Genomic DNA, 14119 nt, shown 5'->3' with positions numbered 1-14119 from the left:
AAGCCCGGTTTTTGAAGCGGGCTTTTTTTATTCAACGCGCGAATTGGCTGGTTGCATCTGACACTGCGTAACCTTTTTTCGACGTGATCTCGGGCCTTCGCCCGCCAGACCGATTCCTAATGCAATTTTCCTCAGGCAAGAAGCTGATAATTGCTTGCAAAGTAGCCGCCCACACTTTGACAGAAGGAATGGTTATGGCAATGCAAGCTCCAACGAGGACAGGTTTTGAACGGTGGCAGGATGGCGTTAGCAAGGCTGTAAGCGATGCCAAATGGAATTCCTGGGACTGCGAGATCCAGATGGCAGTCCATGAGTACAACCGCCATCTTCACGGCACTTCCGGGTACATGCCCTTGGACTGGCAGCTTATCAAGGCGATGTTGTGGGTCGAAACAGGTGCCCACGATCCTGAGTGGAACGCCAAGCCGATGCGAATTGGGGTTGCAGGCGATCCTGGATTAGCATCGCTGCTTTCAGGTAATGAAGGCGGCGATTTGATTGTGCCGCCAGCCTGGATAGGACGGCTGACAATGGCCTCAGTCAGAACGATACCGGCGTATAACATCCGTGCTGGTATTGGTTATTTGCTGATGCGCATGGCACATTTTAACTACCGAAGCGTACTTCCTGCTGACCCTAAGGTTTACGAAATCGCCGTCAGGCTAGGAGACAGCCTCGACAAGATGGCGAAGGCTCAGGGCACGACGATCGACACGTTAAAAGAGCTGAATCCCACCGCCACCGTTCTGCGACCCGGACAAGTGTTGAAGTACCGGAAGGCTTCAGTTCAAAAGGCTATTACGAGCTGGCGCCCCTTCTCCGCGGCATTGATAGCGGAGCGTTATAACGGAGGCGGTGACCTCAACTACGCCAGAAAGCTTGATTACGCTTTGTCAATGGTGCGTAAAGGAAAGGTGGCCCTATGCGCGCGATAAAGCTGATCTGTTTAGGCATGGCCGTCTGCCTGCCAACGTTGGTCCTTGCGGCCTCAACAGCTCTCGTTGCAAGCGAGCGGGCTTTACGCGAAGAATGCAGTGCATTCTCGCAAGCGGGAATGCGGGACTGTCTGGCAGAAAAAGCAGAGGCCAGTCAGAAGGCCCTCAGACGAGCCGAGGAGAAGATGGCTGGCGCCATCGCCAAATGGGATGAAGACAACAAGTACGTGAACCAGGCCAAGGCAAGACTCGTCGCATCAAACAGCAAATTCGCTAAGTACCGCGAGACTCAATGCCAGTTCGCAGCTTCGCTAAGCGGTGGTGGAGCCGGCAGTGCACGCGAAGTGCGCAGTTTGGCTTGCGTTGCGGAACTCAACAACCGGCGTGCCCAGCAACTTCGCGACGCTGCATCTGACTTGCCGTTGAAATAGTTCGAATGAACACACCCAGCACCGTTGCGCCGCTGAGTGCGCTCATATAGCGCATCGAATCGAAAAGATCACACCGCCGCAAACCGAATCACCCCATCCGCATCCTGCGTCCGCTTCAAATCCCCCACCCGCCACAGCAGATGCAAATGCGCAAGCGCCTCACCCATCGCGAATGTCATCTGATGGATATCGAGCTGGCGCTTGAACATCAACGGCACGATATCCGCGGCGCTGCGCGGCTTTTCCGCACATGCTTCGCGCACTTCGGCGAGCCGCGCGTCGTGATGCTCGCGCAGTTGCTGAATGCGCGTGCGCACGCCGCGAAACGGCTTGCCATGCGACGGCAACACGAGCGTGTCTTCAGGCATCGTCTCGTAGCGGCCGAGCGACTCCAGATACAGTTCGAGCGGCGAACCCTCAGGCTCGATATCGAACACCGACACGTTGGTCGAAATGCGCGGCAGCACCATGTCGCCGGAAATCAGCGTGCCGGTTTGCGCGCAGTACAGCGCGCAGTGCTCAGGCGAATGGCCAAATCCCGTCACCACGCGCCACGTCCTACCGCCGATCCTCACGTCCTCGGCTTCGCGCAAACGGCGGTATTGCCCTGGAATCGCCGGCACGAGGCTCGAGTAGTAGCTATTGCGATTGCGCAGTTTTTCGAGCGATTCGGCGTCGGTCAGACCGTGCCGCGCGAAGTGCCGCGCCGCGGCCTCGCCACCCGCGTTCGAGCCGTCGCCGGTCGCCATCACGCGCGCCTGCATGTATTCGCCGAGCGTCATCCACAGCCGCGCGTCCCAACGCTTTTTTTCGCCGCCGCCGCACACCCAGTGCGCGAGGCCGATGTGATCCGGATGGCAGTGCGTGACGATCACGCGCAGCACCGGCAGGCCGTCGAGCACCGATTCGAACACGCTCTCCCAATTCGCCTTGATCGTGTCCGACGTGATGCCGCAATCGACCACGGTCCAGCCTTGCTGGCCGTCGATCTCATCGCGCAGCAGCCACAGGTTGATATGGTCGAGCGCGAATGGCAGCGGCATGCGCAGCCAAAGCACGCCGGGCGCGACTTCCATCGTGCGGCCCGCGTCGGGCATCGTGTCGTTGAAGGGGTATTCGAGCTGGTGTTCGAGTGCATTCATGGGGACTGTCTTCCTCCGACGACCCTCCGGCATGGCGAGGTGTGCGATGCCGGTCGGCCGGGTTGTGGTTGCTTTCCGCTCAGGTTGACGATAACGTAAACGTCGATTCTATCGTCCAATCCGGTTTTGTGCCGACCAAGTGGCCACGAGATGTCCCGATGAATACGCAATTCACGATCACCGAGCTCGCGCGCGAATTCGACGTCACGCCACGCGCGATCCGTTTCTACGAAGACCAGGGTTTACTATCACCGAGCCGCGAGGGTTCGAGCGGCTTGCGGCGCGTCTATTCGGGCCGCGACCGCACGCGTCTGAAGCTCACCTTGCGCGGCAAGCGGCTCGGCTTCACGCTGTCGGAGATCCGTGATCTGCTCGACGTCTACGAATCGCCGACCGATACCGTGCCGCAGTTGCACGCGTTCCTCGCGACGGTCGCGCGTCATCGCGAAGTGCTCGAACGTCAGCGAGAAGATCTCGACGCGACGCTCGAAGATCTCGCGCAGTATGAAGCGCAGGCGCGCGCGCTGCTCGATGGCGCGAGGCAAGACGCCAAGCCTGCCTGAAGCGGCCTGACTCTGACCGGCGTTTGCGGAGCGCGCGTGATGAATCACTTCCCCAAGCTGTTATCGTCGCAAATCGGTTTCGACGTCGCGCAGACGATGCTCGAATGGTTCGACCGTCACTACCGGATCTTTCGCGACGCGGCGATCCACGCGAAGACGCTGTTCGAAGCCGGCGACTGGCACGGCCTGCAAAAGCTCGCGCGCGACCGCATCACGTCGTACGACGATCGCGTGCAGGAATGCGTGCAGTTGCTCGAAGACGAGTACGACGCGGAGAACATCGACAGCGAAGTGTGGCAGCAGATCAAGCTGCACTACATCGGCCTCCTGACCACGCACCGTCAGCCGGAATGCGCGGAAACCTTCTTTAATTCGGTTTCCTGCAAGATTCTGCACCGCTCGTACTTCAACAACGATTTCATTTTCGTGCGCCCGGCGATCTCGACCGAATACATCGAGAACGACGAACCTGCCGCAAAGCCGACTTATCGCGCGTATTACCCCGGTACCGATGGACTTGCCGCAACGCTCGAACGGGTCGTCACGAACTTCCAGCTCGATCCGCCGTTCGAGGATCTGACGCGCGACGTCGCCTGCGTGATGCAGTCGATTCGCGAAGCGTTCGGCGTGTTCGACGAAGCGCCGAACTTCCAGATTCACGTGTTGTCGTCGCTGTTTTATCGCAACAAGGGCGCGTATATCGTCGGGCGCATCATCAACGGCGAAGCGCTGCTGCCGTTCGCGGTGCCGCTGCGTCACGTGAAACCGGGCCTGCTCGCGCTCGACACCGTGCTGCTCAAGCGCGAGCAGTTGCTGATCATCTTCAGCTTCTCGCACTCGTATTTTCTGGTCGACATGGAAGTGCCGTCCGCGTATGTCGAGTTTCTGCGCACGATCATGCCGGGCAAGCCGAAGGCGGAAATCTATACGTCGGTGGGTCTGCAGAAGCAGGGCAAGAATCTGTTCTATCGCGATCTGCTGCATCACCTGAAGCATTCGAGCGACCGCTTCATCGTCGCGCCCGGCATCAAGGGGCTCGTGATGCTGGTGTTCACGTTGCCGTCGTTCCCCTACGTGTTCAAGCTGATCAAGGACAACTTTCCGCCGCCGAAGGAAACCACGCGCGCGCAGATCCAGCAGAAGTATCTGCTCGTCAAACGTCATGACCGGCTCGGCCGGATGGCCGACACGCTCGAATATTCGAGCGTCGCGCTGCCGCTCGCGCGGCTCGACGAAACGCTGTTGCGCGAACTCGAAAAGGAAGTGCCGTCGCTGATCGAGTACGACGGCGACAACCTCGTGATTCGCCATCTGTACCTAGAGCGACGCATGGTGCCGCTCAATCTGTTCCTGCAGAACGGTAACGACGACGACGTCGAGCACGGCATCAAGGAATACGGCGACGCGGTGAAGGAACTGATCCAGGCGAATATCTTCCCCGGCGACTTGCTGTACAAGAACTTCGGCGTCACGCGACACGGCCGCGTCGTGTTCTACGACTACGACGAGATCGAATACCTGACCGACTGCAACGTGCGCGCAGTGCCGCCGCCGCGCAACGAGGAAGACGAAATGTCGGACGAGCCGTGGTACGCGGTAGGCCCGCACGATATTTTCCCGGAGACGTACGGCACGTTCCTGCTCGGCGATCCACGCGTGCGGCGCTCGTTCATGCGGCATCACGCGGATTTCTTCGAGCCCGAGCTGTGGCAGCGATACAAAGATTTTCTGTTGATGGGCGATCTGCCCGATTTTTTCCCGTACGACCGGAGCCTGCGCTTCTGCGTGTGCTATCCGGAGCGGTTCGCCGAAGCAACCGATGCGCAGGCGAACGAGCCAAATGTGCGCGTGGCTTGATGAATCCCAAAAGGGTTCGCAGCGGGCAACGCGCGGCGGTAGCCATCCAAGCTATGACCAAGGAGCTCGAACATGAGTGACGCAAACCACAGTGGTATCAACGCCGATCCAATCGTAATCGTCAGCGCGGCGCGCACGCCGATGGCTGGCTTTCAGGGCGACTTCGCGTCGCTGAGCGCGCCGCAACTCGGCGCGGTCGCGATCAAGGCGGCCGTAGAACGAGCGGGTCTGAAGCCCGAGCAGATCGACGAAGCGGTGATCGGCTGCGTGCTGCCCGCCGGCCTCGGCCAGGCGCCCGCGCGCCAGGCCGCGCTCGGAGCGGGTCTGCCGCTCGCCACCGGCTGCACGACGGTCAACAAGATGTGCGGCTCCGGCATGCGCGCGGCGATGTTCGCGCACGACATGCTGGCCGCCGGCTCGCTCGACGTGATCGTCGCGGGCGGCATGGAGAGCATGACGAACGCGCCGTATCTGCTGCCGAAGGCGCGCGGCGGCATGCGCATGGGCCACGGCCAGGTGCTCGACCACATGTTCTACGACGGCCTTGAAGACGCCTACGACAAAGGCCGTCTGATGGGCGCGTTCGCCGAGGAATGCGCGGCGTCGTTCGACTTCACGCGCGAGGCGCAAGACGCGTTCGCGGTCGAGTCGCTGAACCGCGCGAAGCGCGCGAACGAGGACGGCTCGTTCGACTGGGAAATCGCGCCGGTCACCGTAGCGGGCCGCAAGGGTGACGTCACGATCGCGCGCGACGAGCAGCCGTTCAAGGCGAACCTCGACAAGATCCCCACGCTGAAGCCCGCGTTCAGCAAGACCGGCACCGTGACGGCGGCGAACTCGTCGTCGATCTCGGACGGCGCGGCCGCGCTCGTGATGATGCGCGAGTCGACCGCGAAACGGCTCGGCGTGGCGCCGCTCGCGCGCGTCGTCGGTCATTCGACGTTCGCGCAGGCGCCCGCGAAGTTCACCACCGCGCCGGTCGGCGCGATCCGCAAGCTGCTCGGGAAGAACGGCTGGCGCGCCGGAGACGTCGATCTGTACGAGATCAACGAAGCGTTCGCGGTCGTCACGATGGCCGCGATGAAAGAGCACGATTTACCGCACAACAAGGTCAACGTGAACGGCGGCGCGTGCGCGTTAGGCCATCCGATCGGCGCCTCGGGCGCGCGCATTCTCGTCACGCTGATCGGCGCACTGAAGAATCGCGGTCTGAAGCGCGGTGTCGCGACGCTGTGTATCGGCGGCGGCGAGGCGACCGCGATGGGTGTCGAACTGATCTGATGTATCCACAAAAACTTCGAGGAACACGATGAAAACAGTGTTGATCGTCGGTGCATCGCGTGGCATCGGCCAGGAATTCGTCCGGCAGTACAGAAAGAGCGGCTGGCGCGTGCTCGCGACCGCGCGCGACGGCGCCGCGCTCGATGCGCTCAACGAACTCGGCGCCGAAACCTTCGCGCTCGATGTCACCGTGCCCGAAGACATCGCCGCGCTCGGCTGGAAGCTCAACGGCGAACGGCTCGATGCCGCGATCCTGGTGTCGGGCGTGTACGGTCCGCGCACCGAAGGCATCGAAACGATCACCGCCGAGGACTTCGATCACGTAATGCACACGAACGTGCGCGGCCCGATGCAGCTGCTGCCAATCCTGCTGCCGCTCGTCGAGGAAACGGACGGCGTGCTCGCGGTGATTTCGAGTCGCATGGGCAGCATCGCCGATGCAAGCGGCACGACCGGCTGGCTGTATCGCGCGAGCAAGGCGGCGCTGAACGCCGTGCTGAAGCTCGCGTCGCTCGACGCGCAGCGCGCGACCTGCGTGTCGCTGCATCCCGGCTGGGTGCGCACCGACATGGGCGGCGCGCAGGCCGCGCTCGATCCCGAGCGCAGCGTCGCCGGCATGCGCGAGGTGCTGGCGCAGGCGGCGGCATCGCGCGACGCGTTCCACGGCCGCTTCTTTCAGCACGACGGCACGCAGCTCGACTGGTAGACAACTACGTTGCATGGGACCGGAGACACGCTCATGGTGCTTGATCAGGATCACCTGATGGTGCGCGACGCGCTGCGCACCTTCGTGCGCGAAGAGATCACGCCGTACGCGGCGCAATGGGACCGCGAGCGCACCTTCCCGCGCGACGTGCACCGGCAGCTCGCCGAGCTCGGTGCTTATGGCGTGCTGGTGCCCGAAGCGTATGGCGGCGCGGGCATGGACGCGCTCGCGCTCGCGTTGATCCTCGAAGAAATCGCGGCCGGCGACGGCGGCACGTCGACCGCGATCTCGGTGAACAACTGCCCCGTGTGCAGCATCCTGCTCACTTATGGCAACGACGCGCAGAAGCGCGACTGGCTCACGCCGCTCGCGCGCGGCGAGATGCTCGGCGCGTTCTGCCTGACCGAGCCGCAAGCGGGCTCGGATGCGTCGGCGCTGCGCACCACCGCGACACGCGACGGCGACGCGTACGTGCTGAATGGCGTCAAACAGTTCGTCACGAGCGGCAAGAACGGCGACGTCGCGATCGTGATGGCCGTCACCGACAAGGCCGCTGGCAAGCGCGGCATCAGCGCGTTCATCGTGCCCACCGGCACGCCGGGCTACGTGGTCGCGCGGGTCGAAGACAAGCTCGGCCAGCATTCGTCGGATACCGCGCAAATCGTATTCGAGGCGTGCCGCGTGCCGGCCGCGAACCTGATCGGCGCGCAAGGCGAAGGCTACCGGATCGCGTTGTCGGGTCTCGAAGGCGGGCGCATCGGTATCGCCGCGCAAAGCGTCGGCATGGCACGCGCCGCGTTCGAGGCGGCGCTGACTTACGCAAAAGAACGCGAGAGCTTCGGCGCGCCGCTGTTCTCGCACCAGGCGGTGCAGTTTCGCCTTGCCGACATGGCGACCCAACTCGAAGCCGCGCGTCAATTGATCTGGCACGCGGCATCGCTGAAGGACGCGGGCCAGCCGTGTCTGACCGAAGCCGCGATGGCAAAGCTGTTCGCCTCCGAAGCGGCCGAGCGCATCTGCTCGGCCGCCTTGCAGATTCACGGCGGCTACGGTTATCTGAGCGACTTCCCGGTCGAGCGGATTTACCGCGACGTGCGCGTGTGCCAGATCTACGAAGGCACGAGCGACATCCAGAAGATCCTGATCGCTCGCGCGCTCAACTGAAATTTCAATGAACAAGCCATTGTTGTCACTGCAAAGACCTGTCGACTGTCCGTGCGGGGGCGCCGCGCCCGACGCACGCGGGGGCACCGCGACCAAAGCCCCGCGTTTCGCGCAATGCTGCGGCCGCTATATCGACGGCGGCGAAGCGGCGCCGCGCGCGCTCGAACTGATGCGCTCGCGCTATAGCGCGTACGTGCTCGGTGCAACCGACTACCTGCGCGCGACGTGGGATCCCCGCACCTGCCCCGCCGATCTCGACGTCGATCCCACCGCGCCCGACGCGCCCCGTTGGCTCGGACTGCAGATCAAAGGCTTCGCCGAAAGCGATGCCGATCACGCGAGCGTCGAATTCATCGCCCGCTACAAAGTGGGGGGACGTGCTTATCGGTTGCATGAATCGAGTCGATTCGTGCGCGGCGATGATGGCCGCTGGCGTTATGTCGATGGCGACGTCAATGAGTAAATGAAGAGCACGCGACGATTAAGTAATCGCTGCATTGCGCGCCGAAGCTTTCTCGTGCCTTTCACTCGCTCTCCACAAACTTGATAAAGGCCTTTGCATAGGCCTTTTTTCGTTCCTTTCACGCGGGCTTCTTCGTTGGCCTCGCGCCACAGCACTGACACGACCTTTACTCGCCGCTTCCCGCCACATGTCCCCGGCCCTTGCCCGGCAAGGCTTTGAAGCCTCGTTCGCACATGCAGCAATTTTTTCGTCACGGGTTCTCCTTGATTGCACAAAACAAAATTGTCGTGCCAGGATGAGTCCGTAGTTTCATGACGTCACATTGCGAGAGCGGGTCATACCGGCTCCGCAACATGCAAAGGAAGGCTGACCGGCCGCTGATCGAACGCGAGCCGCGCGGACTCCGACAGCATCAAGTGACGTTCATCCTCGACGCGTGGGGTCGCGTCGGCCGTTGGGTTCATCCCGTGCGATCTCGATTTGCGTGCGTGCGCTTCCCGCAACGTTCGCGAGTGAGTCTGTTTGTGTCGAAATCGCGAACGAAAGCTGAATGTCAGCCGCGTTTTGCGCAACCGGACAGCACGGAGTTCAGGACATGTCTTTAAAGCAGGTGCGTCAATGGTGTTGAGCAAGGTTCTGACGAAGTGTGCGGCGATCTGCGCCGCGGCCACGTGTGCTGTCACGATCGCGCATGCCGATCCGCTCGTCTACTCGTCCCTTTCCGCACACGACGCGACGCCGTCGAGCGACATCCAGGGACCGCTGTCGCGCGCCCGCGTGCCGCGCCTCGCGCTGGACGACGACGTCTACCTGCCCACCGCTCACCTGAACGAAAAGATCATCCGCGTGCCGGTCGACGCCGCCGGCACGGTCACGCTTGAAACCACGATCTACAAGCCGGACGGCCCCGGCCCGTTCCCGATGATCGTCTTCAACCACGGCAAGATTCCGGGCGACCCGCGCACGCAGGAACGCAGCGACCCGCTGCCGTTCGCGCGCGAATTCGTGCGCCGCGGTTACGTGGTCGTCGCGCCGAACCGCCAGGGCTTCGGTCACTCGGACGGCGTGTACGAGCAGGACGGCTGCGACGTCGAGCGCAACGGCCTCGGCCAGGCCGGCGACGTCGCAGCGACGATCGATTACATGTCGAAGCAACCTTATGTCGACGCGACGCACATCGCGGTGGCCGGCACCTCGCATGGCGGTCTTGCGACGATCGCATACGGCACCGAAGCGGCGCCCGGCGTGCGCGCGCTGATCAATTTCTCGGGCGGCCTGCGCCAGGACGCCTGCGAAGACTGGCAAGGCAATCTGACGCGCGCATTCGGCGCGTACGGCGAGAAGACTGCGGTGCCGTCGCTGTGGCTCTATGGCGATAACGATTCGGTGTGGAACGCGCCGCTCGTCGCGGGCATGTACGCCGCGTACGGCGCACACGGCGCCAGCGCGAAGATGGTCGACTTCGGCCACTACAAGAACGACGCGCATCGGCTGGTCGGCGACCGCGACGGCGTGCACGTATGGTGGCCGGCCGTCGAAGCGTTCCTCGCGCGCGCCGGTATGCCGACTGCCGTGCAGTATCACGTCGCCGATCCGGCCGCGCCGAAGGCAACCGGATTCGCCGCGCTCGACGCGGTCGACTCGGTGCCGTACCTCGACAACGAGGGCCGCAATGGCTATCGCAACTTCCTGCATCAGTATCCGAGCCGCGCGTTCGCGGTGTCGGATTCGGGCGCGTGGTCGTGGGCCGAGGGCGGCGACAATCCGATGTCGGTGGCGGTGACGAATTGCCAGAAGCAGAGCTCCGATCCGTGCCGGTTGTATGCGGTCGATAACGCGGTCGTGTGGGGCAATCAGAACTCGCAGACGGCGGATGCAAGCGATGCCGATGCCAATGGGCGCAAAGCGATTGCGAGCCGGGAGTGAAGTACGAATAGAGGCGTGAGTCGAGGCGTGAGTCGCGCCTGATTCTGATGTGCCGCAAGCCCGCCGTATCGGCGGGCTTTTTCTTGTGCGCTCCGTTCCCCCGCAAAAAACACCTCGTCACCCCAAATTCTGGCCAGTAACAGCCCATTACTTTGACGTCGCTATCTCCGTCGATTGGCGAGCTTCCCTCACGAACTCGAACGAGCTGCATCGAACGATGCTGAACCTCGACGCCACCGCGAAAAACGAGCATTTCGCGGTTGATGCGCGCGACTAAATAAACCGCTAATCTCGACCCCGCGCACTCGCCGAGGCTTGCGTGCGTGGCAAAAAAGCACTTTGGAGTACCTCTTTGGAAAAGTCAGCAGTCCCCCCGGTCGCCCCTGACGATTGGGTCGCCCGCAGCCTGCGCGCGGTGTGGCATCCGTGCACGCAGATGAAGCACCACGAACGTCTGCCGCTGATCCCCGTCGCGCGCGGTCAAGGCGCGTGGCTGTACGATCGCGCCGGTCATCGCTATCTCGACGCGATCAGTTCGTGGTGGGTCAATCTGTTCGGTCATGCGAACCCGCGCATCAACGCGGCGCTGAAAGATCAGCTCGATACGCTCGAACACGCGATGCTCGCCGGCTGCACGCACGAGCCCGCCGTCGAACTCGCGGAACGTCTGCACGCGTTGACCGGCAACACGCTCGGCCACGCGTTCTTCGCGTCGGATGGCGCGTCGGCGGTCGAGATCGCGCTGAAGATGAGCTTTCACAGCTGGCGCAACCGGGGCTACGCCGACAAGCAGGAATTCGTCTGTATTGCCAACAGCTATCACGGCGAGACGATCGGCGCGCTCGGCGTGACCGACGTCGCGCTGTTCAAGGACGCGTACGATCCGCTGATTCGTCACGCCCACGTCGTCGCCTCGCCCGATGCGCGGCTCGCGCAAGCGGGCGAAACCGCCGTCGAGGTCGCGCGCCGCGCGCTCGACCATGTGCGCGCGCTGTTCGAGGCGCGCGCGAACCGCATCGCCGCACTGATCGTCGAGCCGCTCGTGCAATGCGCGGCCGGCATGGCGATGCACGACGCGTCGTACGTCGCCGGATTGCGCGCGTTGTGCGACCGGTACGGCGTGCATCTGATCGCCGACGAAATCGCAGTCGGCTGCGGCCGCACCGGCACGTTCTTCGCGTGCGAACAGGCGGGCGTGTGGCCGGACTTCCTGTGTCTGTCGAAAGGCATCAGCGGCGGCTATCTGCCGCTGTCGATCGTGCTGTCGCGCGACGAGATCTTCGCGGCCTTCTATCACGACGACACCGCGCGCGGCTTCCTGCACTCGCACTCGTACACCGGCAATCCGCTCGCGTGCCGCGCCGCGCTCGCGACGCTCGATCTGTTCACGAGCGACGACGTGCTCGCCGCCAACGCACGCAAATCGGCGACCCTCGCGGCCGCGCTCGCGCCGCTCGTCGAGCACGCGCAGGTGCGCAATCTGCGTCAGCGCGGCACGATCTTCGCGTTCGACGCAATGATCGACGATCCTCAGCAAGCCAAAACGTTCTCGCGCCGCTTCTTCGAAAACGCGCTGCAACGCGAGCTGTTGTTGCGCCCGATCGGCACCACCGTGTACCTGATGCCGCCGTACATCCTCGATGACGAAGAACTCGCGCTGCTCGCCACGCGCACGCGCGACACCTTCGACGCCACGCTCGCGGAGACCCGCTGATGCATCTGCTCGACACACTCGCCGAAGGCCTGAAGGAAATCGACGCGCGCGGCCTGCGCCGACACCGGCGCACCGCCGACACACCATGCGCCGCGCACATGACGGTCGACGGCCGTGAAATCATCGGCTTCGCGAGCAACGACTATCTGGGCCTTGCCGCGCATCCGCAATTGATCGACGCGATCGCCGAAGGCGCGCGCCTGTATGGCGCGGGCAGCGGCGGCTCGCATCTGCTCGGCGGTCATTCGCGTGCGCATGCGCAACTCGAATACGATCTCGCTGAATTTGCCGGGGGCTTTCTCGACGACGCCCGCGCGTTGTATTTCAGCACCGGCTATATGGCGAATCTCGCGACGCTGACCGCGCTCGCGGGCCGCGGCACGACGCTGTTCTCCGATGCGCTCAATCATGCTTCGCTGATCGACGGCGCGCGGCTGTCGCGCGCGGATGTGCAGATCTATCCGCACTGCGACATGGATGCATTGAGCGCGATGCTCGAAGCGTCGGAGGCGGACGTCAAGGTGATCGTGTCCGACACGGTGTTCAGCATGGACGGCGACATCGCGCCGCTGCCGCGTTTGCTCGAACTCGCCGAGCGGCACGGCGCATGGCTGATCGTCGACGATGCGCACGGCTTCGGCGTACTGGGTCCGCAAGGCCGTGGCGCGATCGCGCAGGCCGCGCTGCGCTCGCCGCATCTGATCTCGATCGGCACGCTCGGCAAGGCGGCGGGTGTCTCCGGCGCGTTCGTCGTCGCGCATGCGACCGTGATCGAATGGCTCGTGCAGCGCGCGCGTCCGTATATCTTCACGACCGCGTCGGTGCCGGCGGCCGCGCATGCGGTGTCGGCGAGTCTGCGCATCATCGGCGGCGAGGAAGGCGATGCGCGCCGCGCGCATCTCCAGCAACTGATCGAACGCACGCGCGCGATGCTGAAGGCGACGCCGTGGCTGCCCGTCGATTCACATACGGCCGTGCAGCCGCTGATCATCGGCGCGAACGATGCGACGCTCGACATCGCCGCGTCACTCGATCGCGCGGGGCTGTGGGTGCCCGCGATCCGTCCGCCGACCGTGCCGACCGGCACGTCGCGCCTGCGCATCTCGCTGTCGGCCGCGCATTCGCATGCGGATCTCGACCGGCTCGAGGCCGGCCTGCAACGAGCCGGAGCGCGCGCGGCATGAGCAACCTGATTAACGATGACGGCGCGCTGTCGCTGTTCGTCACCGGCACCGATACGGAAATCGGCAAGACCTTCGTGTCGTCGGCGCTATTGCGCGGCTTCGTGCGCGAAGGCCTGCAGGCAGCCGCGATGAAGCCGATCGCGGCGGGCGCGTTCGAAGTGAACGGCGTGCTGCACAACGAGGACGCGGATCAGCTCGATGCCGCGTCGAGCGTGCTGCTGCCGCCCGCCATGCGCACGCCGTATCTGCTGAGGGAACCGGCCGCGCCGCACATCGCGGCGGCGCTGGAAAACGTCTCGTTCGATCTCGAGCACATCGTCGCGTGCCATCGCGAGGCGTTGAAGCTCGCCGAGGTGGTCGTTGTCGAAGGTGTCGGCGGCTTTCGTGTGCCGTTGACCGCGACGCAGGACACCGCCGATCTCGCCGTCGCGCTGAAGCTGCCGGTGGTGCTGGTGGTCGGCATGCGGCTCGGCTGCATCAGCCACGCGCTGCTGACTGCCGAAGCGATCGCCGCGCGCGGTCTAACGCTCGCGGGCTGGGTCGCGAATCGCATCGACCAGGACATGACCTTTCCCGACGAAAACATCGCGTCGATTCGCGTGCATTTCGCGCAAGCGTACGACGCGCCGTTGCTCGGCGTCGTGCCGCATATCAGCCCGCCGTCGCCGGAGCTTGCAGCGCAACAGCTCGACATTCGACGGCTTCTGCAAACGCTGCGCCAATTGCGCGCGGCATAGCGCTGCCCCGCAGCGC

14 protein-coding genes are annotated in these 14119 nt (G+C 63.7%); 13 read left to right on the top strand and 1 reads right to left on the bottom strand.

All coding sequences use genetic code 11. The features are described from left to right. Positions 1–194 precede the first annotated feature (194 nt). Complete coding sequence (locus HDG37_RS22150) at positions 195–935, top strand: LysM domain-containing protein (RefSeq protein ID WP_184051397.1); 741 nt, start codon at positions 195–197, stop codon at positions 933–935. Further along, positions 923–1366 (top strand): lysozyme inhibitor LprI family protein, encoded by a 444-nt coding sequence (locus HDG37_RS22145; protein WP_184051313.1) that lies wholly within the window; start codon positions 923–925, stop codon positions 1364–1366. Before HDG37_RS22150 ends, HDG37_RS22145 begins: the two co-directional genes overlap by 13 nt. A gap of 68 nt (positions 1367–1434) precedes the next feature. Here HDG37_RS22145 and HDG37_RS22140 read toward each other — a convergent pair whose 3' ends face one another. Next, a complete protein-coding gene (locus HDG37_RS22140; protein ID WP_184051311.1) occupies positions 1435–2508 on the bottom strand; it encodes an MBL fold metallo-hydrolase in 1074 nt (357 codons plus the stop codon). Between the two features lie 158 nt (positions 2509–2666). On the opposite strand from HDG37_RS22140, the gene HDG37_RS22135 reads away from it, so the two are divergent. The 11 genes from HDG37_RS22135 (at position 2667) to bioD (ending at position 14103) form a co-directional block, all read left to right on the top strand. Continuing rightward, on the top strand, positions 2667–3071 hold the full coding sequence (locus HDG37_RS22135; protein ID WP_184051309.1) for a MerR family DNA-binding transcriptional regulator: 405 nt from the start codon (positions 2667–2669) through the stop codon (positions 3069–3071). Positions 3072–3110: 39 nt separating this feature from the next. Further along, positions 3111–4928 carry a bifunctional isocitrate dehydrogenase kinase/phosphatase gene (gene aceK / locus HDG37_RS22130; protein ID WP_184051307.1) on the top strand — a complete coding sequence of 606 codons (1818 nt, stop codon included), beginning with the start codon at positions 3111–3113 and terminating at the stop codon, positions 4926–4928. A gap of 72 nt (positions 4929–5000) precedes the next feature. Further along, positions 5001–6209 (top strand): acetyl-CoA C-acetyltransferase, encoded by a 1209-nt coding sequence (locus tag HDG37_RS22125; protein WP_184051305.1) that lies wholly within the window; start codon positions 5001–5003, stop codon positions 6207–6209. Positions 6210–6237: 28 nt separating this feature from the next. Then, positions 6238–6915 (top strand): SDR family oxidoreductase, encoded by a 678-nt coding sequence (locus HDG37_RS22120; protein ID WP_184051303.1) that lies wholly within the window; start codon positions 6238–6240, stop codon positions 6913–6915. Positions 6916–6948: 33 nt separating this feature from the next. Beyond that, on the top strand, positions 6949–8079 hold the full coding sequence (locus HDG37_RS22115; protein ID WP_184051301.1) for an acyl-CoA dehydrogenase family protein: 1131 nt from the start codon (positions 6949–6951) through the stop codon (positions 8077–8079). A gap of 7 nt (positions 8080–8086) precedes the next feature. Then, positions 8087–8542 (top strand): YchJ family protein, encoded by a 456-nt coding sequence (locus HDG37_RS22110; protein WP_184051299.1) that lies wholly within the window; start codon positions 8087–8089, stop codon positions 8540–8542. Positions 8543–9160: 618 nt separating this feature from the next. Then, entirely contained in the window at positions 9161–10468 is a 1308-nt protein-coding gene (locus HDG37_RS22105) for a dienelactone hydrolase family protein (protein ID WP_184051297.1), read from the top strand. A gap of 49 nt (positions 10469–10517) precedes the next feature. Then, positions 10518–10745, top strand: coding sequence for a hypothetical protein (locus HDG37_RS22100; protein WP_184051295.1), 228 nt, complete (start codon positions 10518–10520; stop codon positions 10743–10745). A 75-nt stretch (positions 10746–10820) separates the two neighbouring features. After that, positions 10821–12182, top strand: coding sequence for an adenosylmethionine--8-amino-7-oxononanoate transaminase (gene bioA, locus HDG37_RS22095; RefSeq protein ID WP_184051293.1), 1362 nt, complete (start codon positions 10821–10823; stop codon positions 12180–12182). Beyond that, a complete protein-coding gene (bioF, locus tag HDG37_RS22090; protein ID WP_184051291.1) occupies positions 12182–13366 on the top strand; it encodes an 8-amino-7-oxononanoate synthase in 1185 nt (394 codons plus the stop codon). The genes bioA and bioF overlap by 1 nt, the downstream gene beginning before the upstream one ends. Further along, complete coding sequence (gene bioD / locus HDG37_RS22085; RefSeq protein ID WP_184051289.1) at positions 13363–14103, top strand: dethiobiotin synthase; 741 nt, start codon at positions 13363–13365, stop codon at positions 14101–14103. The genes bioF and bioD overlap by 4 nt, the downstream gene beginning before the upstream one ends. The last annotated feature ends 16 nt before the right edge of the window (positions 14104–14119 follow it).

Source organism: Paraburkholderia sp. MM5384-R2, assembly GCF_014201025.1.
Taxonomy (GTDB): domain Bacteria; phylum Pseudomonadota; class Gammaproteobacteria; order Burkholderiales; family Burkholderiaceae; genus Paraburkholderia; species Paraburkholderia tuberum.
This window is presented reverse-complemented; position numbering and strand designations above follow the sequence as displayed.

Bases quoted from the DNA above. Each gene is read 5' to 3' on its own strand.
- HDG37_RS22110 (WP_184051299.1), top strand. From the start codon at position 8,087: ATGAACAAGCCATTGTTGTCACTGCAAAGACCTGTCGACTGTCCGTGC.
- HDG37_RS22150 (WP_184051397.1), top strand. From the start codon at position 195: ATGGCAATGCAAGCTCCAACGAGGACAGGTTTTGAACGGTGGCAGGAT.
- aceK (WP_184051307.1), top strand. From the start codon at position 3,111: ATGAATCACTTCCCCAAGCTGTTATCGTCGCAAATCGGTTTCGACGTC.
- HDG37_RS22105 (WP_184051297.1), top strand. From the start codon at position 9,161: ATGGTGTTGAGCAAGGTTCTGACGAAGTGTGCGGCGATCTGCGCCGCG.
- HDG37_RS22135 (WP_184051309.1), top strand. From the start codon at position 2,667: ATGAATACGCAATTCACGATCACCGAGCTCGCGCGCGAATTCGACGTC.
- HDG37_RS22145 (WP_184051313.1), top strand. From the start codon at position 923: ATGCGCGCGATAAAGCTGATCTGTTTAGGCATGGCCGTCTGCCTGCCA.
- HDG37_RS22125 (WP_184051305.1), top strand. From the start codon at position 5,001: ATGAGTGACGCAAACCACAGTGGTATCAACGCCGATCCAATCGTAATC.
- bioF (WP_184051291.1), top strand. From the start codon at position 12,182: ATGCATCTGCTCGACACACTCGCCGAAGGCCTGAAGGAAATCGACGCG.
- HDG37_RS22120 (WP_184051303.1), top strand. From the start codon at position 6,238: ATGAAAACAGTGTTGATCGTCGGTGCATCGCGTGGCATCGGCCAGGAA.
- HDG37_RS22140 (WP_184051311.1), bottom strand. From the start codon at position 2,508: ATGAATGCACTCGAACACCAGCTCGAATACCCCTTCAACGACACGATG.
- bioD (WP_184051289.1), top strand. From the start codon at position 13,363: ATGAGCAACCTGATTAACGATGACGGCGCGCTGTCGCTGTTCGTCACC.
- HDG37_RS22115 (WP_184051301.1), top strand. From the start codon at position 6,949: ATGGTGCTTGATCAGGATCACCTGATGGTGCGCGACGCGCTGCGCACC.